20 protein-coding genes are annotated in these 19,780 nt (G+C 72.4%); 14 read left to right on the top strand and 6 right to left on the bottom strand.

Features of this window, described 5'->3' with window-relative positions; translation table 11 throughout:
• Positions 1-4 precede the first annotated feature (4 nt).
• Both QFZ82_RS06400 and QFZ82_RS06395 read right to left on the bottom strand, forming a co-directional pair.
• The gene (locus tag QFZ82_RS06400) at positions 5-547 is read right to left on the bottom strand and encodes a DUF1990 family protein (RefSeq protein WP_307712203.1); all 543 of its coding nucleotides are present in this window, start codon (positions 545-547) and stop codon (positions 5-7) included.
• Positions 544-1,365, bottom strand: coding sequence for a YndJ family protein (locus QFZ82_RS06395; RefSeq protein WP_307712202.1), 822 nt, complete (start codon positions 1,363-1,365; stop codon positions 544-546). The genes QFZ82_RS06400 and QFZ82_RS06395 overlap by 4 nt, the downstream gene beginning before the upstream one ends.
• A gap of 155 nt (positions 1,366-1,520) precedes the next feature.
• Here QFZ82_RS06395 and QFZ82_RS06390 point away from each other — a divergent pair, with 155 nt between their 5' ends.
• The 7 genes from QFZ82_RS06390 (at position 1,521) to QFZ82_RS06360 (ending at position 8,881) form a co-directional block, all read left to right on the top strand.
• On the top strand, positions 1,521-2,690 hold the full coding sequence (locus tag QFZ82_RS06390) for a DUF6777 domain-containing protein (protein ID WP_307712201.1): 1,170 nt from the start codon (positions 1,521-1,523) through the stop codon (positions 2,688-2,690).
• Between the two features lie 55 nt (positions 2,691-2,745).
• On the top strand, positions 2,746-4,818 hold the full coding sequence (locus QFZ82_RS06385; RefSeq protein ID WP_307712200.1) for a SpoIIE family protein phosphatase: 2,073 nt from the start codon (positions 2,746-2,748) through the stop codon (positions 4,816-4,818).
• Positions 4,819-4,920: 102 nt separating this feature from the next.
• Positions 4,921-6,288, top strand: coding sequence for a wax ester/triacylglycerol synthase family O-acyltransferase (locus QFZ82_RS06380; RefSeq protein ID WP_307712199.1), 1,368 nt, complete (start codon positions 4,921-4,923; stop codon positions 6,286-6,288).
• Positions 6,289-6,417: 129 nt separating this feature from the next.
• Positions 6,418-7,512, top strand: coding sequence for an aldo/keto reductase (locus QFZ82_RS06375; RefSeq protein ID WP_307712198.1), 1,095 nt, complete (start codon positions 6,418-6,420; stop codon positions 7,510-7,512).
• Complete coding sequence (locus tag QFZ82_RS06370; protein WP_307712197.1) at positions 7,509-7,835, top strand: L-rhamnose mutarotase; 327 nt, start codon at positions 7,509-7,511, stop codon at positions 7,833-7,835. The genes QFZ82_RS06375 and QFZ82_RS06370 overlap by 4 nt, the downstream gene beginning before the upstream one ends.
• Complete coding sequence (locus QFZ82_RS06365; protein WP_307712196.1) at positions 7,808-8,674, top strand: amidohydrolase; 867 nt, start codon at positions 7,808-7,810, stop codon at positions 8,672-8,674. The genes QFZ82_RS06370 and QFZ82_RS06365 overlap by 28 nt, the downstream gene beginning before the upstream one ends.
• A gap of 78 nt (positions 8,675-8,752) precedes the next feature.
• Positions 8,753-8,881, top strand: a complete 129-nt coding sequence (locus tag QFZ82_RS06360; protein ID WP_307712195.1) for a hypothetical protein — start codon at positions 8,753-8,755, stop codon at positions 8,879-8,881.
• A gap of 174 nt (positions 8,882-9,055) precedes the next feature.
• On the opposite strand, the gene QFZ82_RS06355 is transcribed toward QFZ82_RS06360, so the two are convergent.
• Both QFZ82_RS06355 and QFZ82_RS06350 read right to left on the bottom strand, forming a co-directional pair.
• The gene (locus QFZ82_RS06355; RefSeq protein ID WP_307712194.1) at positions 9,056-9,283 is read right to left on the bottom strand and encodes a hypothetical protein; all 228 of its coding nucleotides are present in this window, start codon (positions 9,281-9,283) and stop codon (positions 9,056-9,058) included.
• Between the two features lie 53 nt (positions 9,284-9,336).
• The gene (locus QFZ82_RS06350; protein ID WP_307712193.1) at positions 9,337-10,296 is read right to left on the bottom strand and encodes a serine protease; all 960 of its coding nucleotides are present in this window, start codon (positions 10,294-10,296) and stop codon (positions 9,337-9,339) included.
• Between the two features lie 903 nt (positions 10,297-11,199).
• On the opposite strand from QFZ82_RS06350, the gene QFZ82_RS06345 reads away from it, so the two are divergent.
• Complete coding sequence (locus QFZ82_RS06345) at positions 11,200-11,403, top strand: hypothetical protein (protein ID WP_307712192.1); 204 nt, start codon at positions 11,200-11,202, stop codon at positions 11,401-11,403.
• Positions 11,404-11,742: 339 nt separating this feature from the next.
• Here QFZ82_RS06345 and QFZ82_RS06340 read toward each other — a convergent pair whose 3' ends face one another.
• Positions 11,743-12,909, bottom strand: a complete 1,167-nt coding sequence (locus QFZ82_RS06340) for a PP2C family protein-serine/threonine phosphatase (RefSeq protein WP_307712191.1) — start codon at positions 12,907-12,909, stop codon at positions 11,743-11,745.
• A 327-nt stretch (positions 12,910-13,236) separates the two neighbouring features.
• Here QFZ82_RS06340 and QFZ82_RS06335 point away from each other — a divergent pair, with 327 nt between their 5' ends.
• Positions 13,237-14,097: an Fpg/Nei family DNA glycosylase gene (locus tag QFZ82_RS06335; protein WP_307712190.1), complete on the top strand. Its 861-nt coding sequence runs from the start codon at positions 13,237-13,239 to the stop codon at positions 14,095-14,097.
• 83 nt (positions 14,098-14,180) lie between these two features.
• Here the strand turns inward: QFZ82_RS06335 and QFZ82_RS06330 are convergent, their stop codons facing one another.
• Positions 14,181-14,855: an anti-sigma factor gene (locus QFZ82_RS06330; protein WP_307712189.1), complete on the bottom strand. Its 675-nt coding sequence runs from the start codon at positions 14,853-14,855 to the stop codon at positions 14,181-14,183.
• A 158-nt stretch (positions 14,856-15,013) separates the two neighbouring features.
• On the opposite strand from QFZ82_RS06330, the gene QFZ82_RS06325 reads away from it, so the two are divergent.
• The 5 genes from QFZ82_RS06325 to QFZ82_RS06305 all read left to right on the top strand — a co-directional run bounded on the left by QFZ82_RS06325 (position 15,014) and on the right by QFZ82_RS06305 (position 19,777).
• Entirely contained in the window at positions 15,014-15,841 is an 828-nt protein-coding gene (locus tag QFZ82_RS06325; RefSeq protein ID WP_307712188.1) for a LytTR family DNA-binding domain-containing protein, read from the top strand.
• A gap of 148 nt (positions 15,842-15,989) precedes the next feature.
• On the top strand, positions 15,990-16,259 hold the full coding sequence (locus tag QFZ82_RS06320) for a hypothetical protein (protein ID WP_177147315.1): 270 nt from the start codon (positions 15,990-15,992) through the stop codon (positions 16,257-16,259).
• 175 nt (positions 16,260-16,434) lie between these two features.
• A complete protein-coding gene (locus tag QFZ82_RS06315; protein ID WP_307712187.1) occupies positions 16,435-16,815 on the top strand; it encodes a hypothetical protein in 381 nt (126 codons plus the stop codon).
• A gap of 2 nt (positions 16,816-16,817) precedes the next feature.
• On the top strand, positions 16,818-18,551 hold the full coding sequence (locus QFZ82_RS06310; protein WP_307712186.1) for a cation acetate symporter: 1,734 nt from the start codon (positions 16,818-16,820) through the stop codon (positions 18,549-18,551).
• Positions 18,548-19,777, top strand: coding sequence for a sensor histidine kinase (locus QFZ82_RS06305; protein ID WP_307712185.1), 1,230 nt, complete (start codon positions 18,548-18,550; stop codon positions 19,775-19,777). The genes QFZ82_RS06310 and QFZ82_RS06305 overlap by 4 nt, the downstream gene beginning before the upstream one ends.
• Positions 19,778-19,780: the final 3 nt, after the last annotated feature.

Genomic DNA, 19,780 nt, shown 5'->3' with positions numbered 1-19,780 from the left:
GTGATCAGCCGGCCGGGCGCCCGGCCGCGGCGGCGATGCCGCGCAGCGTGCGCCCGAGCCACCGGGCGTAGAGCCGCTGGGCCACGGGCACGAGCGGCCCGGCGAGCCGGGTGTACCAGGCGGCGGGCCGGCTGAAGGCGAGGACCGTGAACCACACCGAGCCGTCGTCGTGCAGATCGACCGTGAACGCCTCCTCGCCGCACTCCGGGTGGCCGGTCAGCGTTCCGTACGCGAACCCCGTCCGGTCCTTCTCGTACACCGCCCAGATGACCTCGCACGGCGCGATCAGCCGCAGCGGTCCGGCGCCCACCGCGATCTGGACCCCCACTCCCGCCTCGGCCCGGTCGGCGGTGGCGCGCACCCGGGCCCCCGACCCGCGGTGCATGCCCCATTCGGTCACAGCGGCCCCGGCCGCCTCGAAGGCCGCGCGACCGCGGCCGATGCGGACCGTGTGGTGCAGATGGTGGTAGCCGTCCGGCAGCGGGCCGTGCCGGGTGGCGCCGGTCTCGGGGTAGGTGAGCGAGCCTCGGGCGTCCGGGCGGTTCATGCGGCAGTCTCCTTCAGTCGTCTCCAGGCGAGCACCGAGCAGAGCCCGAAGCCCAGAGCGTTGCCAAGGCCGTGGGTGGCGGCCATCCAGGTCAGGTTCGGGTGGGGGAGGTCCGCCGCTTCGCCGACGGCCCAGCTCAGTGCGAGCAGCATCGTCGCCACCAGCACGGCCGCCGAGACCCCGAGCAGCGCCCGCGTGCCGCGGTCCCGTTCGCCGCCGCGCACATCGCGCCAGGTCAGCAGTGCCACGGCCCACATGCCGGCGGTCAATACCAGTGCCCCGGCCAGTTCGGCCCAGTCGCCCGTGAAGTAACCGCCGAGGACGAGCAGGGTGCCGGCCGGCACGCTCAGGGCCGCGAACCGGGCGAGCCCGGTTGCGTCGGTGGCTTGGCACACCAGGCCCGCCACCAGCGCCGCCGCGAAGCCCGCGAAGTGGAAGTGGGGCACGGTGAGCGCCAGGATCCGCAGGGAGAAACCGAAGAGCTCGTGACCCGCCCGCTCGGCGACCAGCGCGACGCCCGCGACCGAGGGAGTCACCAGCGCGGTGAGCACGGCGAACTCCGCCGGGGCGAGCGACCGCGTGCGCAGCAGCCGCCTCGGGGCCTGGGCGGCCAGCACCAGCGTGCCCACGGCGTAGACGGCGGCGAGCGCGACGGCGGCCGCGCCGCGGGGCAGCCACAGGGCGACCGCTCCCGCCGACGCGAACAGCGGCCATGTCCGCCGAACGGGCGCGAGCCGGACCGGGTCGATCAGACGCAGCCCCGCGGGCACCACGAAGAGCATTCCCAGCATCACGATCAGGTTGACCAGTGCGGACATCAGGCACCCACCCCAGGCTTGAACATGTTCAATTCCTTGGAGTGGAGCCTAGAGGTTGAACTGAACGTGTTCAAGTCGCGCCCCGTCTGTCTATCCGTCAGAAATTGAGGAACGTCTCGAGTTGCGGAAGGCGGGAGATCTTGGTGCGCTCACCGATGCGTCCTTTGTTCGCGGCGGTCGCCGTGCTGTGTGTAGGGCTCCTGGCTGCCGGATGCGGCGGCGAGAGCCGGGCGGCGGATCCGGAGGAGGTGCTCCTCCAGCCCCTCGCGGCCAAGGGTCCCGATCCCTTCACGGCGTCGACGGCCCTCCCCACGCCCGCCTTCGCACCGCCGCTCGTCACCGCGGCACCCAGGAGCCTGTCCGGCGCGGGGACGACCCTGCGCACCTTGTCGGGCTCGACGCCCGGGCTGTACGCCGGCGCCCACGCGATCGCGAGCTGCGACGTCGAGGCCCAGGTGCGCCTCGTCGGCGGCGACCAGGACAAGGCCCGCGCCTTCGCCGAGGGCGCCGGGATCGACCGGGCGGACATCCCCCAGTTCCTGCGCGGCCTCACTTCCGTCGTGCTGCGCTCCGACACCCGCATCACCGGCCACTCCTTCCGCGACGGCAGGGCGACCGCCTACCAGGCCGTCCTCCAGACCGGCACTGCGGTGCTCGTCGACCAGTACGGCGCCCCCCGGGTGCGCTGCGCCGGCGGCAACCCGCTGACGCCGCCGGTCGCCGTCAAGCGCACGGTCGCGACCAAGGGCGACGCGTGGCCGGGCTACCGTGCCGACCGGGCCCTCGTGATCAAGCCGGCTGTCCAGGTCGTCAACAACCTGCTGATCGTCGACACCGCCGACGGCACCTGGATCGAACGGCCCGCCGGCACCGACGGTGAGGAGGACACCCGGCCCGAGGTTCTGCCGCCCGTCGACCCCGACGAGGTGTTCATGGACCTGACGCGTTCCGAATCCGCCGGCTCCGCCGACCAGGGCGCCTCCTCCGGCGCCGTCGGCCCCGCCGGGCCCGACGGCGGGCCCTCGCCCCAGGCCCCGGCGCCCGACGTCCCGGCGCCCGATGCCCCGGCCCTCCAGGACGCGGTGCCCGCGCCGCAGTCGCCGGCCGAACCGGGGCACCCGGTGGACGAGCCCTTCGCGGACGTGCCTCAGGACCCGCAGGGCCAGTTCGAGCCCATGCCGGCCGACCCGCCGGTCCCGGACGCGGAGCCGCAGGCGCCGGTCGAGCCGGACGCGGTGCCGCCCTCCGCGGACGACAACGCGCCCACACCGGACGACATGGCACCGGCCCGGGGCGACGTCGCGCCGGACCCTTACCAGGGCTGAGGGGACCCTGCCCGATCCGCTCGTGGAATGCGCCGAATGATGGCAGAGTGGCTCCATGGCTGATCGGGCAGCGGGTGCCCTGTCGCTCCCCGACGACTGGCCGGCGCACGCGGACGTGAGCCTGACGCTCAACCGTATGGGCTGCTTCGACTGGGACCTCACCACCGGTCTGATGCACATGGACGACCCCGGCCTCGACGTGTTCGATCTGCACCCGGACGAGTACGACGGCCACCCGGCGAGCCTGACCGCCCGGGTGCCGGCGGACGAGGCCGTCCGCCTGGACAGCGTGGTGGCGCAGGCCCTCAAGCGCGGGAGCAACCACTACGGCGCGTACTTCCGCATCCGCTGCCGCGACGGGACCCTGCGCTGGACGCACACCCAGGGGCACGTGCGCCGCGACGAGAACGGTCGTCCGGTCCGCATCATCGGCATCGTGCGGGACGCGACCCAGGAGCTCGCCGACTCCAGCGCACGGGTCGAGGTCGACGAGGAACGCCGCCGTCAGACCAGCGTCGTCGAGACCACCACGGCCGCGCTCGCCCATGCCCGCACCGTCCAGGACGTCATCGAGCTGCTGAAGAACTCGCACGGCCTCGAACACCTCGGCGCGACCAGCCTGGTGATGGGCCTGCTCGAATCGGGGAGGATCCGCCTCGTCGCCGAGGGGCCGGAGGGCTCCTTCGTCCCGGGCACCCGCTACACCCGCGTCGACGACCAGTACCCGATGAGCGAGGTGGTGCGCACGCTCGCCCCGCGGTTCATCGAGTCCAAGGAGGACTTCGCCGAGTCCTACCCCCGGCTCTGGCAAGCGATCGGCGACCTCGACATCTCCGCCGCCGCCTATCTGCCGCTCATCGCCCAGGCCCGGCCCATCGGGGCACTCGGCCTGCTGTACCGCGACAAGACCGGTTTCACGCCGGAGGAACGCAATCTGCTGGTCGCACTCGGCAGCAGCATCGCGCAGAGCCTCCAGCGCGCCGTCCTGTACGAGCAGGAGCACGACCTCGCCGAAGGGCTGCAGCAGGCGATGCTGCCCCGCCGTATCCCGGAGGTGCCCGGCGCCCAGATCGCCGTGCGCTACCGCGCCGCCCGCCTCGGCCAGGACATCGGCGGCGACTGGTACGACATCATCGCGCTGCCGGGCGGCCGGGTCGGCGCCGTCATCGGCGACGTACAGGGCCACGACACGCACGCCGCCGCCGTCATGGGCCAGCTGCGCATCGTCCTGCGGGCGTACGCCGCCGAGGGCCACACCCCCGCCACGGTGATGGCCAGGTCGTCGGTCTTCCTCCACGAGCTCGACACCGACCGGTTCGCGACCTGCACCTATGCCGAGGTGGACCTGTCCACCGGGGTGGTGCAGATGGTGCGTGCCGGTCATGTCGATCCGCTGATCAGGAACCAGGACGGCAGCTGCCGCAGGCTGCCGGTGCCGGGCGGGCTGCCGCTCGGGCTCTCCGCCGAGTTCGGCCGGCTCGAATACACGGTCAGCACCGTCGAACTGGACCCCGGACAGACGCTGCTGCTCTACACGGACGGCCTGGTCGAACAGCCCGGCGCCGATCTCGACGACGGGATGCAGCTCCTGGCCGCCCTGGTGCACAGCGGGCCACGCGATCTCCAACTGCTCGCCGACCGGCTGTGCGAGGTCGTCGACGAGCGCGGCGGTGACGACGACGTGGCCCTCCTGCTGCTGCGCCGCAAGAGGGCCTACGCGCCTCAGGTGTTCGGCCGCCTCCAGCAGCACGTCGGACAGAACGACCCGGAGGCGCTGCGCTCGTCCCGGCACATGGTCCGAGCCGCCGTACGGGCCTGGGGTGCGCACGAGCGGGCGGACGAGGTCGAGCTGGCCGCCGACGAGTTGATCACCAACGCGCTGCTGCACACGGACGGCGGGGCCGTCGTCACCGTGCGGGTGCTGTCGGGCATCGAACGGCGGATGAGGGTGGAGGTCGAGGACCGCTCCAGCGCGCTGCCGCGCAGGCGGGACGCGGGGGAGTCGGGAGTGTCGGGACGGGGCCTGATGCTGGTCGACCGGCTGTCCGAGTCGTGGGGCGTGGAGTCGCGTGGCAGCGGCAAGTGCGTGTGGTGCGAGTTCCTCATCCCGGACCGGCCGCGGATCTGATCGTCGGCGACTGTTAACTGTCCGTGAACCGATCATACTTGACCGTAACCGTCCGGAAGATGTTGACTGCGACTCCCGGCCTCCCAGAGACATGAGGACCACGTGAGCTCTGAGCTTCTCGCCCCGCTGGACCTGGCGTTCTGGCATCTGGAATCCGCCGGTCATCCCATGCACCTCGGCGCCCTCGCCCTCTTCGGCGCCCCGCCCGGGGGCGGGGGCGCCGACGGCGTCCTCGACCTGCTCGCGGACCGCGCTGCCGCCATTCCCCGGCTGAGGATGCGGGTCCGCGACGTCCTGCTCCCTGTCGGCGGAGCCGCCTGGAGCGCCGCCAAGGACTTCGACGTGCGACGCCACGTCCGGGACGTGTGCCTGACCGGCGACGACTTCACCGCCGAAGTCACGGCGGCGGCCGGTGAGCTGATGGAGCGTCCGCTCGAACGCGGTCTGCCCCCCTGGGAGATGTACCTCCTGCGCGACCCCCGCGGCGAACGCTTCGCCGTGCTCGTCAAACTCCACCACGCCCTCGCCGACGGCATGCGCGCCGTCGCCATCGGCGCGGGCATCTTCGACGAGATCGCCGACGCCCGCCGTACCGGTATCCGCCGCACGCGCCCCGTGCCCCCGCGCTCCTGGCTCGCCGGGCCCCGCATGCTCGCCGACCTCGCCCAGAGCCGTATCGAGGAACTGGGCCGCGCGGTCGGCGTCGGCGCCTCCGTCGTACGGGCCAGCCGGCTGGACCCGCGCGGACTGCCCGCGCTGACCGCGGCCCCGAGCGGTACGCGACGGCTCGGCACCGCCGTGCTGCCGCTGGACGACGTGCAGCAGGTGCGCCGGGTCGCGGGCGGCACCGCCAACGACGTGCTGCTCGCCGTCGTCGCCGGCGCGCTCCGGCGCTGGATGCACCAGCGCGGCGAACGGCTGCCCGCCGCGGGCCCCCGCGCCCTGGTGCCGGTCTCGCGCCGCCGTCCCGGCAGCCCCTCCGGCTCGGGCAACAAACTGTCCGCCTACCTGCTCCAGCTGCCCGTCGCCGAGCCGGACCCGCTGGAGCGCCTCGCCTCCGTCCGCGAGGCCATGGACCGCAACAAGGCGGCGGGGCCGGCGCGCGGGGCCGGAGCCGTCGCGCTGCTCGCGGACCAACTGCCGCCACTGGCCCACCGGTTCGGTGCCCCGATCGCGGGCGGCGCCGCACGGATGCTCTTCGACGTCCTCGTCACCAGCGTGCCGCTGCCCCGATCGGCTTTGTCCCTCGGCGGCTGCCCCCTGCGCGAGATCTACCCGATGGCGCCGCTCGCCCGGGGACAGTCGCTGGCGGTGGCCATGTCGACGTACGGCGGTCAGGTGCACATCGGGCTGGTCGCCGACGGCAAGGCGCTGCCCGACCTCGACCGTCTGGCGCATGCGGCGCGAGAGGAGCTGGACGCGTTGCTGAGCCTCGTCGGCGGCGATGGATCCCCCGCGCGAATGGCGTAATAGATCGGACCGGTAGTCGGGCGTGCTGCGGGATTTCCCGTGCGCAGCTGTTGACTCCGTCGCAGTGGTCCGATGAATATGTCGGTGGTCGAAGGTCGCCCGGACCCACGGCGAAGGGGCAGCAACGGGATGCGACGCAGCACGCTCGGACGCAGCACGGTGGAGATCACCCGACTCTCCTTCGGCGCCGCAGCGCTCGGCAACCTCTACGCCCCCGTCGACCCCGAGGCGGCAACCGCCGCCGTCGACGCCGCCTGGGACGCGGGCATCCGCTCGTTCGACACGGCACCGCACTACGGACTGGGCCTGTCCGAACGACGTCTGGGCCAGGCGCTGAGCGCCCGGCGCCGCGACAGCTACACCCTCTCCACGAAGGCCGGACGGCTGCTCGAACCCTGCCCGGCCGAAGGCGACGACCTCGCCCACGGTTTCGCCGTACCCGCCGACCACCGCCGCGTGTGGGACTTCTCCGCCGACGGAATCCGCCGCAGCATCGAGGACAGCCTGGCCCGCCTCGGCCTCGACCGCGTCGACGTCGTCTATCTGCACGACCCCGACGACCACGAGGAAGCGGCCTTCCGGCACGGCTACCCGGCCCTGGAGAGGCTCCGCGCCGAAGGCGTCGTCGGGGCCATCGGCGCCGGGATGAACCAGTCGGCGATGCTCACCCGCTTCCTGCGCGACACCGACGTCGACGCCGTCCTGTGCGCGGGCCGGTACACGTTGCTCGACCAGAGCGCCCTGACCGAGCTCCTGCCGGAGGCGGCCGCACGGGGCAGGAGCGTCGTGGTCGGCGGGGTCTTCAACTCCGGACTGCTCGCCGACCCCCGGCCGGGCGCCCGTTACGACTACGCCGCGGCCCCCCGGCCCGTGCTCGACCGCGCACTGCGTCTGAAGGAGATCGCCGCCCGGCACGGCGTACCCCTGCGGGCCGCCGCCCTGCACTACTCCCTCGGGCACCCCGCCGTCGCCGGTGCGCTGATCGGCTGCCGCAGCGCGGCCGAGGTGCGCGACGCGGCGCGGCTGCACGCCGCGCCCGTCCCGGCGGCCCTCTACGACGAACTGCGCGCCGAGGGACTGCTGCCCGAGACGCCGCCTGTGCCCGGACCGGCGGACGAGCCGACTCCCGCGACACCGCACCCGCCCGGGACAGCGCACGAGCCGCCGCCCCCGCCCGGCCCGGCGTGGCCCGGCACGCACCATGACGCGGAGGTCACCCGATGAGAGTCGCCCTGCACACCAGGGTCCGCGCCGACCGCATCGACGCCTACGAACAGGCCCACCGCGAGGTGCCCGAGGCGCTCACCGACGCCATCCGCGCCGCCGGCGTCACCTCCTGGACCATCTGGCGCAGCGGCACCGACCTGTTCCACCTCCTCGAATGCGACGACTACGCGCGGCTGCTCGCCGAGTTGGAGCACCTGCCGGTCAACGTCGCCTGGCAGGCGCGCATGGCCGGACTCCTCGACGTCGTCCACGACTACTCGTCCGACGGCAAGGACGCCTCGCTGCCCGTCGTATGGGACCTGGAGGCGGACAGCCGGTGACGGTCGTCGACGCACACCATCATGTGTGGGACCTCGCCGTGCGGGACCAGGAGTGGATCAAGGGGGCGGAGATGGCCCCCATCCGCCGCAGTTTCTCCGCCGACGACCTGCGTCCCGAGGCGCACGCCGCCGGGGTGGACGCCACCGTGCTCGTCCAGACGGTCTGCGTCGCCGAGGAGACCCCCGAGTTCCTCGCCCTCGCCGACACCGACGACCTCGTCGCCGGGGTCGTCGGCTGGACCGACCTCACCGCCCCGGACGTGGCCGACGCCCTCGCCGCCCTGCGCGAACTCCCCGGCGGCGGACGGCTGGTGGGCATCCGTCACCAGGTTCAGGGCGAGCCCGACCCGCGGTGGCTGCTCCGTCCCGACGTGCTGCGCGGGCTGGAGGCCGTCGCCCGTGCGGGGCTCGCGTACGACCTCGTCGTCCTGCCGCCTCAGCTGCCCGCCGCCGCCGAGGCCGCGGCCCGGGTCCCCGGACTCACCTTCGTGCTGGACCACCTCGGCAAGCCGCCCGTCGCCTCCGGTGGACTCGACCCGTGGGCCGGATCGGTACGCGCGCTCGCCGCGCGGCCGAACACGGTCTGCAAGCTGTCCGGCTTGGTGACCGAGGCCGACTGGGACGGCTGGACCGTGGACGGCCTGCGGCCGTACGCGGACACGGTGCTCGACGCCTTCGGGCCCGATCGGCTGATGTTCGGATCGGACTGGCCGGTGTGCCGGCTCGCCGCCTCCTACGGCGAGGTCGTCGACGCGGCCGGGCAGCTCACGGCCGGCCTCGGCGAGGACGAGCGACGGGCCGTGTTCGGGGCGACGGCCTCCCGCGTCTACGGACTGTGACCCGAGCCCCCTGTGGGCCACCGACGAAATTCGCTGTCCCGTGCAGGTTGTCTTTCGCGAATTCATCGATCATGCGGCATGAGCCTGCCACGGGCTGCTCGTGGTCTCAAGATCCCGTACGTGGTCCGCAACGACTGGCAGAGCCGAGGCCTGGCCATGGCCGCCGCCCTGACCTGCTACAAGAAGCTCGCGAAACTTGCCACGTGAGACAACCTCTAAACCGACTGACACTCTTTGGCTGCCGAGGTCCGGCCGTCGGCGGATCGCCTCGGACTGCCGGCCACATACGCCTCGCAGGCCGAACGGGCGCGGGGGCGCGGGTCTTGCCCGCACCACCTGCGTCCGTCATGGGCCCGGCCCGCCCGGTCCCGCTTGCCGTCCTCAGCCGTCTTCCGGCATGGGGGCGGGCCGGGCCTCCTTCGTCCGTTCCGGCGTCCAGTATTCCCGTACCTCATCCGGGCTCTGTCGCACATTGCTGCTGGTGGTCCCGGAGTCCGGCTGCGGCTCGGGCGGCGGCGCGGCCGTGGCGGTACGCCATGCGGACACCGCCACAACTCCGGTGAGCAGGGCGGCGGCGATGCCCCATCGGCTCAAGCTACTGCGACGCATTGACTGCTCCTCGCCAGGATGCCGGGATGCCGGGTTGCCGGGCTGTCAGGTTGTCAGGTGACGCTGCCCTGGGCGTCGAACATCGCCTTGACGGAGTCGTCGAAGTACGAGCTGCGGTTCCAGCCGCCCGTGGCGAGGGTGCTCATCGCTCCGTTGACGTACCCCAGGCCGTTGGCGTCGTTGAACTCCCGCAGCCACGGCCCGCCACTCGATCCGCCGCCGAAGTCACACTGGAGTTCAATACGGCCGTCGCCCACCGCTCGCGTGGTGCCCTGGCATGCCCACTGGATCTGGCCGCCGTCGCGGTTGCCCGGGTAGCCCATGACGGTCATGGCCTGGGTGCGCGAGTAGTTCCAGCTCAGTCCGTGACCGCCGGTGACATTGACGACCTTGTTGCCGTTGAGCGGCCAGGTGGTCACCATCGCCACGTCCCGGCCGAGGTCACTGCTGCTGATCCAGCTGTTGAAGGTGCGGAACTGCTTGGCGGCGTAGGTGCCGAAGGGACGGGCACCGGACCGGTAGCGCGGCACATAGGTCCAGTTCGTCATCCAGGTGCCGCCGCTGCCCCCGTGCACACAGTGCCCGGCGGTGATCAGCATCTGTTTGGAGGGACTGTTGAGGGAACCGGCCGAACAGGTGTAGTTGAGGCCGTTGCTGGGGTTCGTGAAGAACACCTTGCCCACCGCGGCGGATTCAGTGACCAGCGGCCGGACCGTGTCCGACCGTCCCTCGGCGGGCGGTGTCGATCCCGGCTTCCCGGTGGGGCCGGCCTTGCTCTGGGCGGCGCGCGGCGACCCGGCTATCCGGTCGAGGGAGATGGCCTTGCTCATCCGCTCCGGCGTCCAGTAGCGGGCCAGCGCGGCGGCGGTGGCCGCCGAGTCGACCGGCGCACCGCCGGCGAGCCGCGGAGTGGCGGCGGTGGTTGCGCTGCCGGCCGGGACGGCGGCGGATCCGGGCTCGGTAGGGGCCGCGGGGCCCGCCACGGCGGGGCCCGCCCCGACCAATGCCAGCATGACGGCAGTGGCCAGCGGGAGAAGTGCCTGTCTGAGACTGCGCACGAGTGGTACCCCAAATGGTCGATGCGGACGCACATTGCTGCAGTTCTCCAGTCAATGTGCGGAGTCGAAGCGACCGTAGGTCTGGCAAGTGCCAGCGCGATAGTACGAAATGAGTCCCTCCGCTATTCACTTGTCGTGCCGCGTATTCAGGTCAGTCGGGGCCCACCGCTTGCCTGCCGAATGCTTGTGTGCTGGGAGCTGACGGTGGCACCTTGTGGTATCCGGCTGACCTGCGGGGATGTGAGTGGTGTGGCTCCAGGGGCTGGATGTGTTTTTCTCTCCGAGAAAAAACGACCACGCCAGCAGCCATCAACCGCAGGTCATTTCCCCGACGCTTGAGGATTTCTGGGTTACGTTGACGCATAAACCTGAATGCCGCCTCTTCCGGAAAGGCCGGCCACCCGAATCTTCTTCATCGGGCCCTGGATATCGGACGGTTCAGCCGTCCCACCTGGTCGGCGGCTCGTGGGGCCTCGTCAGGGGGTAGGTACAGCGCATCGATGTCCGCCGCGTACGCCCCCGTGATCGCCCGCCGCTTCAGCCAAGACGCGCCGCGCGGACGGTGCCATCCTGCGGGAGCGTCTGCGGCCTATGGCGAGGGCGCTGGATGCCGCCTTCGCGCGGGAAGCGCGAGAACCTGTTCGATCCAGCCGACAGAGGCTCATCCAGTGCTGGCCCGGGGGGTGTTCTGGGGGCAGCCCGCACGGCGGGTAAGCCGCTGATCAGGTATGGGCAATGGCGACCATGTGGGACGACGCGGCGAGGAGATCCCGGTAGGGCTCTGCGAGACGTGCAGCCTCAGCGCGGAGGTGAACAGAGGCGTGTTCGGGTCGAGTCGTTCGCCCGTTTGGTGCTCGGTTGCCTTCAGCGCGCCCCAGGAGGGGGGCCTTCGATTCCGATTTCCGCGACTACCTCCTGGACCGGTCCGGCGTCATCTTCAAGGTGATCGGCGACGTCCACCGGAACTCGCACTGGCGGGGGTACGTGAAGTACTACCCCCACCAGCGCGGCGACCGGGCGCTGTTCGGGCGCGTGTACCGGCAGGACTCCGTCGTCTCCTAGGCGTTCGGGATCCCGGCCGACCGGCCCGAGTGCTACGTCTACTCACCCGCAGTGGGGTGCGTCATCACCGGCGTGCCGCGTGCCGGCAGGCGCTGGCCACTCTGCACCGGTCGCCGGAGCTGCTGGACGGCTCGGCGGTGAGCAAGGACCTGCTCGCCATCATCACTGGGTCGTGAGCGCGGGGGCCGCCGACGTCATCGGCGTGACCGGCTCGTTCCTCGTCGGCGTGTGCAACGCCCGCTCGGACATCGGCCTCGTCTGCTACGGCCCGCGCGCCGGACAGGCGTGGCCGCGTACGGCGTGGACCGGAGTGCCGAACTCGGCGAGCCAGTATGGCTGTCACGTGAGGAGGCGGCCGGCTGCGTTGACCTGTGTGTCGGCTTCTTCGTCGAGCCGGTCGACGAGGATCATCACCACGTCGTCTGTGAGGCGGCCCTCGGTGTGGCGGAGCAAGTGCTGGTGCATTTCGTCCAGGAACTCCGGTCGGGGGAGGGCGTGCGCCGCTTCCATGGCCCCGGGAAGGTCGAAGAAGTCGTTGTCGGGGCTGCGGGCTTCGATCACGCCGTCGGTGTAGAGCAGCAGACGGTCGCCCGGTAGGAACGGATAGGTCTCGGGCTTTTCGGGAGGGCCGGTGATGAGGTCTTCCAAGCCGAGCGGTGGCAGTGGTGAGGTGGGCATCAGGGCGTGGGCCCTGCCCTGGTGCAGCACCAGCGGGGGCGGATGGCCACGGTTGATTAGTTGCACGACGGGTTTGTCGGGCACTTGGGCGATGAGCGCGGTGACGAATCCCTCCATCAGAGCCTCCTGCTCGAATGCGCCCGGCACGGCGGCCTCCCGGCGCAACGCGGCCGAGCAGTGGTTCATGACCTCCACCAACTCGTCCTCGTAGTGCGCGGCATCCCGGAACGCGCCCAGCGCCACCGCGACCGCGCGAATGGCATTCAGCCCCTTGCCGCGAACGTCGCCCACGATCATGCGGACGCCGTAGGGGGTATGCACGGCATCGTACAGATCACCGCCGACCTGGGCCCCGGTCCCAGCCACGAGGCACAGGCTCGCGGCCCGCACCGGACCCAGCCGAGTGGGGACAGGGCGCAGGATGACCTCCTGTGCTGCCACGGCGATCCGGCGCACATGGTCGAGCTCGTTCTGTCGGCGCGTACGCACCGCGTTACTCAGGATGACACCGGCCACGGAGACCACGAGCAGACCCAGGAAGTTCCCGTAGACCTGCGGGGTGCCCCACGCCTGGTTGTAGGTGGCGGTCGTCACGCTGACGGCCAGAGCGACGGCTGCCGCGCAGAGGGTGCCTGCCGGCCCCATCGTCAGCGCGGCCAGCGCCGGCGTTGCGATGAGGAGGGGGCCGGTGACCAGATCATGCATGGGCGAGAGCTCGACGCCCAGCACGGCCAGTGCGAGCGCGAAGGGCAGACCCTGCGCAAGCGTGAAGAGGACCTGGCTGTGACTGCCCCCCGGTCGAGGAGGTGAGCGGAAGAGCGACCGCATGGGTACAGCCTGCCTCGCTGAGGGCCTTGTGTCCTCCCAGGAAAACGCCCCGGACGTCGGAGAGCCCGTACGGCTACTGCGGAGCCGCGCACGACGCTGCATGCCGGATGGTCAGCAAGCGCGCGGACCACGTGGCGCTCAAGCCCGGTTCACCGGTGGCACAGTCGACGGAACCCGTCCTCCTGGTCGGTGCCACCCTCTTTCGATGCTGGTGTACCGGAAAGCCCCCCACCGGGTCTGTACCTGCCCCTGTCCCTCCGGTGTGACACCCGTGCGGGACGGGCCGCACTTGGTGCGGCAGGCCGCCCCGTGCGGCAGGGTGGAGACATGCCCGAACTGCCCGAGGTCGAAGCACTCCGAGAGTTCCTCGACGGCCATCTCGTCGGCCGACGGGTCGCCCGTGTCGTGCCGGTGGCCGTCAGTGTCCTCAAGACGTACGACCCGCCGCTGACCGCGATCGAGGGGGCCGACGTCACCGCCGTCGACCGGTACGGCAAGTGGCTCGACATCACCGCCGGCGGCCTGCATCTCGTCGTCCATCTCGCCCGCGCGGGCTGGCTCCAGTGGAAGGACGACTTCCCCGCGACGCCGCCCCGGCCGGGCAAGGGGCCGCTCGCGCTGCGCACGGTCCTGACGGACGGCGGTGGCTTCGACCTCACGGAGGCGGGCACCACCAAGCGTCTCGCGGTGCATCTCGTACGCGACCCCGCCGATGTGCCCGGCGTGTCCAGGCTCGGGCCCGACCCGCTCGCCGACCACTTCGACCGCGCCGCCTTCGCCGCCGTGCTCGTGGGGGAGCGGCGCCAGGTCAAGGGCGCGCTGCGCGACCAGAGCCTGATCGCCGGCATCGGCAACGCCTACAGCGACGAGATCCTGCACGCGGCGAAGATGTCTCCCTTCAAACCGGTCCACAACCTGGACGAGCACGAGACCGACGTGCTCTACGAGGCCCTGCGCACCACGCTCGCCGAGGCCGTCGAACGCTCGCGGGGCCTGGCGGCGGGACGGCTCAAGTCGGAGAAGAAGAGCGGGCTGCGGGTCCACGGGCGCACGGGGGAGCCGTGTCCGGTCTGCGGTGACACCGTCCGCGAGGTGTCGTTCAGCGACTCGTCCCTGCAGTACTGCCCCACATGCCAGACGGGCGGGAAGCCGCTCGCCGACCGGAGGCTCTCGCGCCTGCTGAAGTGACGGCGCCTCCCGCTCCCCCTCCCCGCCCGGCGTTCCTCCGACAAGCGCCATGCCCGACCGCCCCCGCGCGGTACGCCCCGGGCTCAGCCGCCGATCGACAGCAGCCGCTCGCCCCGGTCGCCGCGCACCTCCCAGCGGCCGATCTCCGCCGTGTGCAGGCCGGTGGTCCCCTCGATGTCCAGAGGCCCCGCGTACCCGGGGCCGTCGGCGACGCCGTACCCGCCGGCCGGCACCCACCAGCTCAGCACCGGATGTTCCACCCCGTCCTTGCCGATCGCAACGAGCCGGCATGTGCGCGGCCCCGGCAGACCCGCCAACCGCATCGCCACCGACGTCCCCCACCTCCGGTCCTCCAGGGCCACCGATGCCCGCACGCCCGTCACCGGGTCGGACGCCACGACCCGCTGCGGCGACGCCGGCCGATCTCCGCCGTCCTGGGCCACGACCACGGCGGCGGGCAGGCCGACGGCGAGCACGGCCGCCGCGGCCGCCAGCCGCAGCCGCCGCCGGCGGGCGCGCCGCCGTTCCAGCGCCACGTGCTCCGTGAGCCGGTCCAGCAGGCGGGGCGAGGGTCGGGAGTCGGCACGGGCGGGACCGGCGAGTTCGGCCACGGCCCGGGCGACGGCGGTGAAGTCCGAGAGCCGGACCGCGCACATGACGCACTCGGCGAGATGCTCCTCGAAACGGAACGCATCGGCGGGTTCCAGGACGCCCAGCGCGTAGGCGGCCACATCCTCGTGCGGCTGCTGGCGGCTCATCGGGGGTCCTCGTTTCCTCGTGTTACGGGCGGTCACCCTGGTATACGCAGCAGGAAGTCGCTCTGCTCAACCCGGCGGCCAGGCGCCGGACGCGACCGCGAAGGCGTACGGAAACAGGGGCGTGGTCCTCGCTCCGGGCCGCGCCTAGACTCCGCGGCATGCTGCGCGTATTGGCTGTCGACGACGAGAGACCGGCGCTCGAGGAGCTGCTCTACCTCCTGCGGGCCGACTCCCGGATCCGCAGCGCCGAAGGGGCCACCGACGCCACCGAGGCGCTCCGGCGCATCGGGCGGGCCCTCGAAGCGGGCCCCGACAGCGAGGAGGCCATCGACGTCGTCTTCCTCGACATCCACATGGCCGGGCTGACCGGCCTCGACGTCGCCAGGCTGCTCGCCGGGTTCGCCAGGCCGCCGCTCATCGTGTTCGTCACGGCGCACGAGGGCTTCGCCGTGCAGGCCTTCGATCTCAAGGCCGTCGACTACGTCCTCAAGCCGGTGCGCAGGGAACGGCTGGCGGAGGCGGTCCGCAGGGTCCGGGACCTGGTCGTCCCGCAGCGCGACACGCAGCGCCCCCAGCCCGTGCCGGCAGCGCTGCCCACGGTGGTGCCCGGGCCCGGTCCCGAGCAGATACCCGTCGAGCTGGGTGGTGTGACCCGTTTCGTACCGGTCGACGAGATCACCTATGTCGAGGCGCAGGGCGACTACGCACGGCTCCACACCGCCGAGGGCAGCCACCTGGTCCGCATCCCGCTGTCCACGCTGGAGGAGCGCTGGGCCTCGCGCGGCTTCGTGCGCATCCACCGGAGCCACCTCGTCGCGCTCGGCCGCATCGACGAACTCCGCCTGGACGCCGGGACGACGACCGTGCGGGTGGGCACCGCCGAGCTGGCGGTGAGTCGCCGCCACGCGCGCCAGCTGCGCGACCTGCTGATGCTTCCACGCGGTCCCAAGGGCTCGGGCGGGCCCGCTCCCGGCGTCCGGGGCTGACCGTTCGACGGCCGCGAGAAGCCGCTCGTCGCAGGCGGCGGGCCGTCCGGCGACGGACCCGCCCCGCTGGGCGAGGCGCCCTCCGCCGGCCTCCCGGGCCGCGCGCCGCGGATCTAACCTTGATCACGCCGGGGGAAGAAGGGGCCTGATGTCCGACATCGAAGCACTGCTGGACGAGTTGAACGGACTGCCCTCGGCGCCTCCCTCGGGCCCGGCCGATCTGGAGGCACTGCTCGCCGCCGCCCGCAGCGCGGCCGGCCGCTGGGCGGATGTGCTGGAGGGCATCCGCGAGGCGTCCAGGGGCCTCGCGGGTCCCCGTACCGAAGCGGCCCTGGAGGTGGCGTTCCGCCGGGCGGAGGAGTCGTACGTGGAACTGGAGATCGCCCTCAGCGCCTGCGCGGGCCCGCGCCCGCACTGACCGCACCCGCCCCGGCCCGGTGGGAACGGCGGCCACGGAGTCCCGGAGCCCATGGGCAAGCCGCCCGTCGCGCCGGGCCGCGTCCGCGGCCGGCTCGCCCCTACCCACCGTGATCGCCGCTGCGTAGACTCCCCATCCACCCGCCTTCGCCGACAGACGCTGGAGCGGACGGACGATGTCAGCAGAGCAGCCCCCTCGCCGCGAGGTGGTCACCGGGGTGCCGCGGGCCACGCGGCGGCCCCCCGGCCACGCGCCCGCACGGTTCGAGATCAGCGAGCAGACCACGCTCGGCACCACATACGTGCGCTCCCTGATGCGCAGCCAGCTGCGGGCCGCCCTCGTCGCGCTCGGCGCCCTCGTGCTCCTCGTCGGTACGCTGCCGCTCCTGTTCGCCCTGCCCGCCGTGCTCGGCGGGTCCCCGGGCTCCCCGGCCCCGTTCGTCTGGGCCGCCCTCGGCTTCGGCGTCTACCCCGTCATGTGGCTGACCGCCCGCCGGTACGTGCGCCGGGCCGAGCGCAACGAACGCGACTTCACCAGGCTCGTCGAAGGCCGCTGACCGTGAACCAGACCTACGCGGTGGCCGCGGTCACCGTCGTGGTGCTCGCCACCGTCCTCATCGGCGCGCTCGGCCTGCGCATATCCCGCACCACCTCCGACTTCTACGTCGCCTCGCGCACGGTCAAGCCGGGCCTCAACGCGGCCGCCATCAGCGGCGAGTACCTCTCCGCGGCCTCCTTCCTCGGTATAGCGGGCCTGGTCCTGCTCCAGGGGCCCGACATGCTCTGGTACCCGGTCGGGTACACCGCCGGCTATCTCGTCCTGCTCGTGCTCGTCGCCGCCCCGCTGCGCCGCTCCGGCGCGTACACGCTCTCCGACTTCGCCGAGGCCCGCCTGGAGTCCGCCGCCGTCCGCAGGCTGGCGTCCCTGTTCGTCGTCGGCATCGGCTGGCTGTACCTGCTGCCCCAACTGCAGGGCGCCGGGCTGACCCTGCAGATCCTGACCGGCGCGCCGGACTGGCTCGGCTCCCTGGTCGTCGCCGTCGTCGTCACCGGCGCCGTCGCGGCAGGGGGCATGCGCAGCATCACGTTCGTGCAGGCCTTCCAGTACTGGCTCAAGCTGACCGCTCTGCTGGTGCCCGCACTGTTCCTCGTCGCCGCCTGGGCGGGCGACGACGCGCCGCGCGCCCGCTTCGACGCACCCGCCGTGCTCCGCGCGGACACCGACGTCCGGTTCGGCGACACCGTACGCGTCGACCTCGACGGACCTCTCACCCTCGGCGTCATCGGCGCGGTCGACGAGATCCGCCACCACGGCGAGAAGGTCACCCTCGGCGAGGGCACCCACCGCATCGAGGCGGGGACCGTCCTGCGCCTGCCGGAAGGCGCGGAGGTGCCCGAGCGGACCGGTTCGGGGACGGACCCGGTCAGCTGGTCCCAGCCCCTGTCCGGCGGGCGGGACGGCTACCAGCTGTACGCGACGTACGGACTCATCCTCGCCACGTTCCTCGGCACCATGGGCCTGCCGCACGTCGCCGTCCGCTTCTACACGAGTCCCAACGGCCGGGCCGCTCGCCGGACCACCCTCGTCGTGCTCGGCCTGATCGGCGCCTTCTACCTGCTGCCGCCCGTCTACGGTGCCCTCGGCCGCATCTACGCTCCCGAACTGGCCCTGACCGGTGCCGCCGACGCCGCCGTGCTCGTCCTGCCCGAGCGGGTGATCGGCGGGCTCGCGGGGGAATTGCTCGGCGCGCTACTGGCGGGCGGCGCTTTCGCCGCCTTCCTGTCCACGGCGTCCGGCCTCACGATGTCGGTGGCCGGGGTCATCAACCAGGACGTCCTGCCCTCGCGCGGCGTACGGCACTTCCGGCTCGCCACCCTGCTCGCCATGGCCGTGCCGCTGGGCCTGTCCGTGGTGACCAGCAACGTGCCGGTGGCCGACGCGGTGGGGCTCGCGTTCGCCGTCGCCGCGTCGTCCTTCTGCCCGCTGCTCGTGCTGGGCATCTGGTGGCGCGGGCTCACCCCGCCCGGTGCGGCAGCGGGCCTGGTCCTCGGCGGCGGCTCGGCCCTGACCGCGGTCATGGCCACGCGGGCGGGCCTCGCACCGGACGGCTGGCCGCACACGCTGATGGCGTGGCCCGCGCTGTGGTCCGTACCGCTGGGCTTCCTGACGATGGTGGCCGTCTCTCTGGCCACCGCACGCCACATACCCGCCGGCGCGGCCGCGATCCTCGCCCGGCTGCATCTCCCGGAGGACCTCGCCGGCCGGCCGCAGCCCGAAGGAGCGGAGCGATGACCGGTACGGAAGCGGCCGCGCTGGCCGCGGCGGGCGCCGTGCTGCTCGCCGTCGGGGCGGTGCTGGGTCTCGCCCTCGGCAGGGCCGGCGCCCGCCGTGGCGTGCGGCCGGACCTCGACCTCGGCACGCCTGTGGAGCACGCGACGTTCCACACCCTGCACACCGCGTCCCTCGCCGCCCCGCCGCTGCGCGCGGGGCTGACCGAGGACACGGCGCGCAAGGCGGCCAAGCGGTTGCGTTCCCTGCTCGGCACCGAGGCGCTGTGCCTGACCGACCGAGAGCGCGTCCTCGCGTGGGACGGGCCGGGCGCCGACCACCACGAGCGGCAGGTGATGGTGCGGGTGGCCGAGGTCCTGGACTCGGGCCGCAGCCAGAGCGTGCACTCCGACTGCGAGGACCTGGAGTGCCCGCTGCGCTGGGTGGTCATCGCGCCGCTGACCGGAGAGGAGGGTGTGCTCGGCACCCTGGTGGCCTACGGCTCGCGGGAGTCGGCGGTGCTGGTGCGGGCGGCGACCGAGGTCGCCCGCTGGGTCTCCGTCCAGCTGGAACTCGCCGAGCTCGACCGCTCCCGCACCCGGCTGATCGAGGCGGAGATCCGCGCTCTGCGCGCCCAGATCTCCCCGCACTTCATCTTCAACTCCCTCGCCGCCATCGCCTCGTTCGTCCGGACCGATCCGGAGCGTGCCCGCGACCTCCTGCTGGAGTTCGCCGACTTCACCCGCTACTCCTTCCGCCAGCACGGCGAGTTCACCCATCTCGCGGACGAGCTGCGCTGCATCGAGCAGTACCTCGCACTCGCGGGCGCCCGCTTCGGCGACCGGCTGAAGGTGACGTTGCAGGTGGCCCCCGAGGTGCTGCCGGTGACCCTGCCCTTCCTGTGCCTGCAGCCCCTCGTCGAGAACGCCGTCAAGCACGGCCTCGAGGACTCCCGGCACGAGTGCCGCATCATGATCGCGGCCCAGGACGCGGGCTCGGAGGCGACGGTGACGATCGAGGACGACGGGGTGGGCATGGACCCCGAGGTGCTGCGCGCGATCCTGGCGGGGGAGCGGTCCACCGCGTCGGGCATCGGGCTGCTGAACGTCGACGAGCGGCTGCGCCAGGTGTACGGCGACGACTACGGGCTCGTCATCGAGACGGCCGTCGGAGCCGGCATGAAGATCACGATCCGGATCCCCAAATACCGTGCGGGCGTGCACTTCTCGGCGGGCCGGCGCGTCGACTGAGGC

It is taken from the genome of Streptomyces sp. V4I23 (assembly GCF_030817975.1).
Lineage (GTDB): Bacteria > Actinomycetota > Actinomycetes > Streptomycetales > Streptomycetaceae > Streptomyces.
This window is presented reverse-complemented; position numbering and strand designations above follow the sequence as displayed.

Excerpts from the sequence above, each read along its gene's own strand:
- QFZ82_RS06330 (WP_307712189.1), bottom strand. The coding sequence starts at position 14,855 with ATGAGCCGCCAGCAGCCGCACGAGGATGTGGCCGCCTACGCGCTGGGC.
- QFZ82_RS06340 (WP_307712191.1), bottom strand. The coding sequence starts at position 12,909 with ATGCGGTCGCTCTTCCGCTCACCTCCTCGACCGGGGGGCAGTCACAGC.
- QFZ82_RS06350 (WP_307712193.1), bottom strand. The coding sequence starts at position 10,296 with ATGCTGGCATTGGTCGGGGCGGGCCCCGCCGTGGCGGGCCCCGCGGCC.
- QFZ82_RS06370 (WP_307712197.1), top strand. The coding sequence starts at position 7,509 with ATGAGAGTCGCCCTGCACACCAGGGTCCGCGCCGACCGCATCGACGCC.
- QFZ82_RS06335 (WP_307712190.1), top strand. The coding sequence starts at position 13,237 with ATGCCCGAACTGCCCGAGGTCGAAGCACTCCGAGAGTTCCTCGACGGC.
- QFZ82_RS06325 (WP_307712188.1), top strand. The coding sequence starts at position 15,014 with ATGCTGCGCGTATTGGCTGTCGACGACGAGAGACCGGCGCTCGAGGAG.
- QFZ82_RS06390 (WP_307712201.1), top strand. The coding sequence starts at position 1,521 with ATGCGTCCTTTGTTCGCGGCGGTCGCCGTGCTGTGTGTAGGGCTCCTG.
- QFZ82_RS06395 (WP_307712202.1), bottom strand. The coding sequence starts at position 1,365 with ATGTCCGCACTGGTCAACCTGATCGTGATGCTGGGAATGCTCTTCGTG.
- QFZ82_RS06305 (WP_307712185.1), top strand. The coding sequence starts at position 18,548 with ATGACCGGTACGGAAGCGGCCGCGCTGGCCGCGGCGGGCGCCGTGCTG.
- QFZ82_RS06315 (WP_307712187.1), top strand. The coding sequence starts at position 16,435 with ATGTCAGCAGAGCAGCCCCCTCGCCGCGAGGTGGTCACCGGGGTGCCG.
- QFZ82_RS06365 (WP_307712196.1), top strand. The coding sequence starts at position 7,808 with ATGGGACCTGGAGGCGGACAGCCGGTGACGGTCGTCGACGCACACCAT.
- QFZ82_RS06375 (WP_307712198.1), top strand. The coding sequence starts at position 6,418 with ATGCGACGCAGCACGCTCGGACGCAGCACGGTGGAGATCACCCGACTC.
- QFZ82_RS06385 (WP_307712200.1), top strand. The coding sequence starts at position 2,746 with ATGGCTGATCGGGCAGCGGGTGCCCTGTCGCTCCCCGACGACTGGCCG.
- QFZ82_RS06360 (WP_307712195.1), top strand. The coding sequence starts at position 8,753 with ATGAGCCTGCCACGGGCTGCTCGTGGTCTCAAGATCCCGTACGTGGTC.
- QFZ82_RS06400 (WP_307712203.1), bottom strand. The coding sequence starts at position 547 with ATGAACCGCCCGGACGCCCGAGGCTCGCTCACCTACCCCGAGACCGGC.
- QFZ82_RS06320 (WP_177147315.1), top strand. The coding sequence starts at position 15,990 with ATGTCCGACATCGAAGCACTGCTGGACGAGTTGAACGGACTGCCCTCG.
- QFZ82_RS06355 (WP_307712194.1), bottom strand. The coding sequence starts at position 9,283 with ATGCGTCGCAGTAGCTTGAGCCGATGGGGCATCGCCGCCGCCCTGCTC.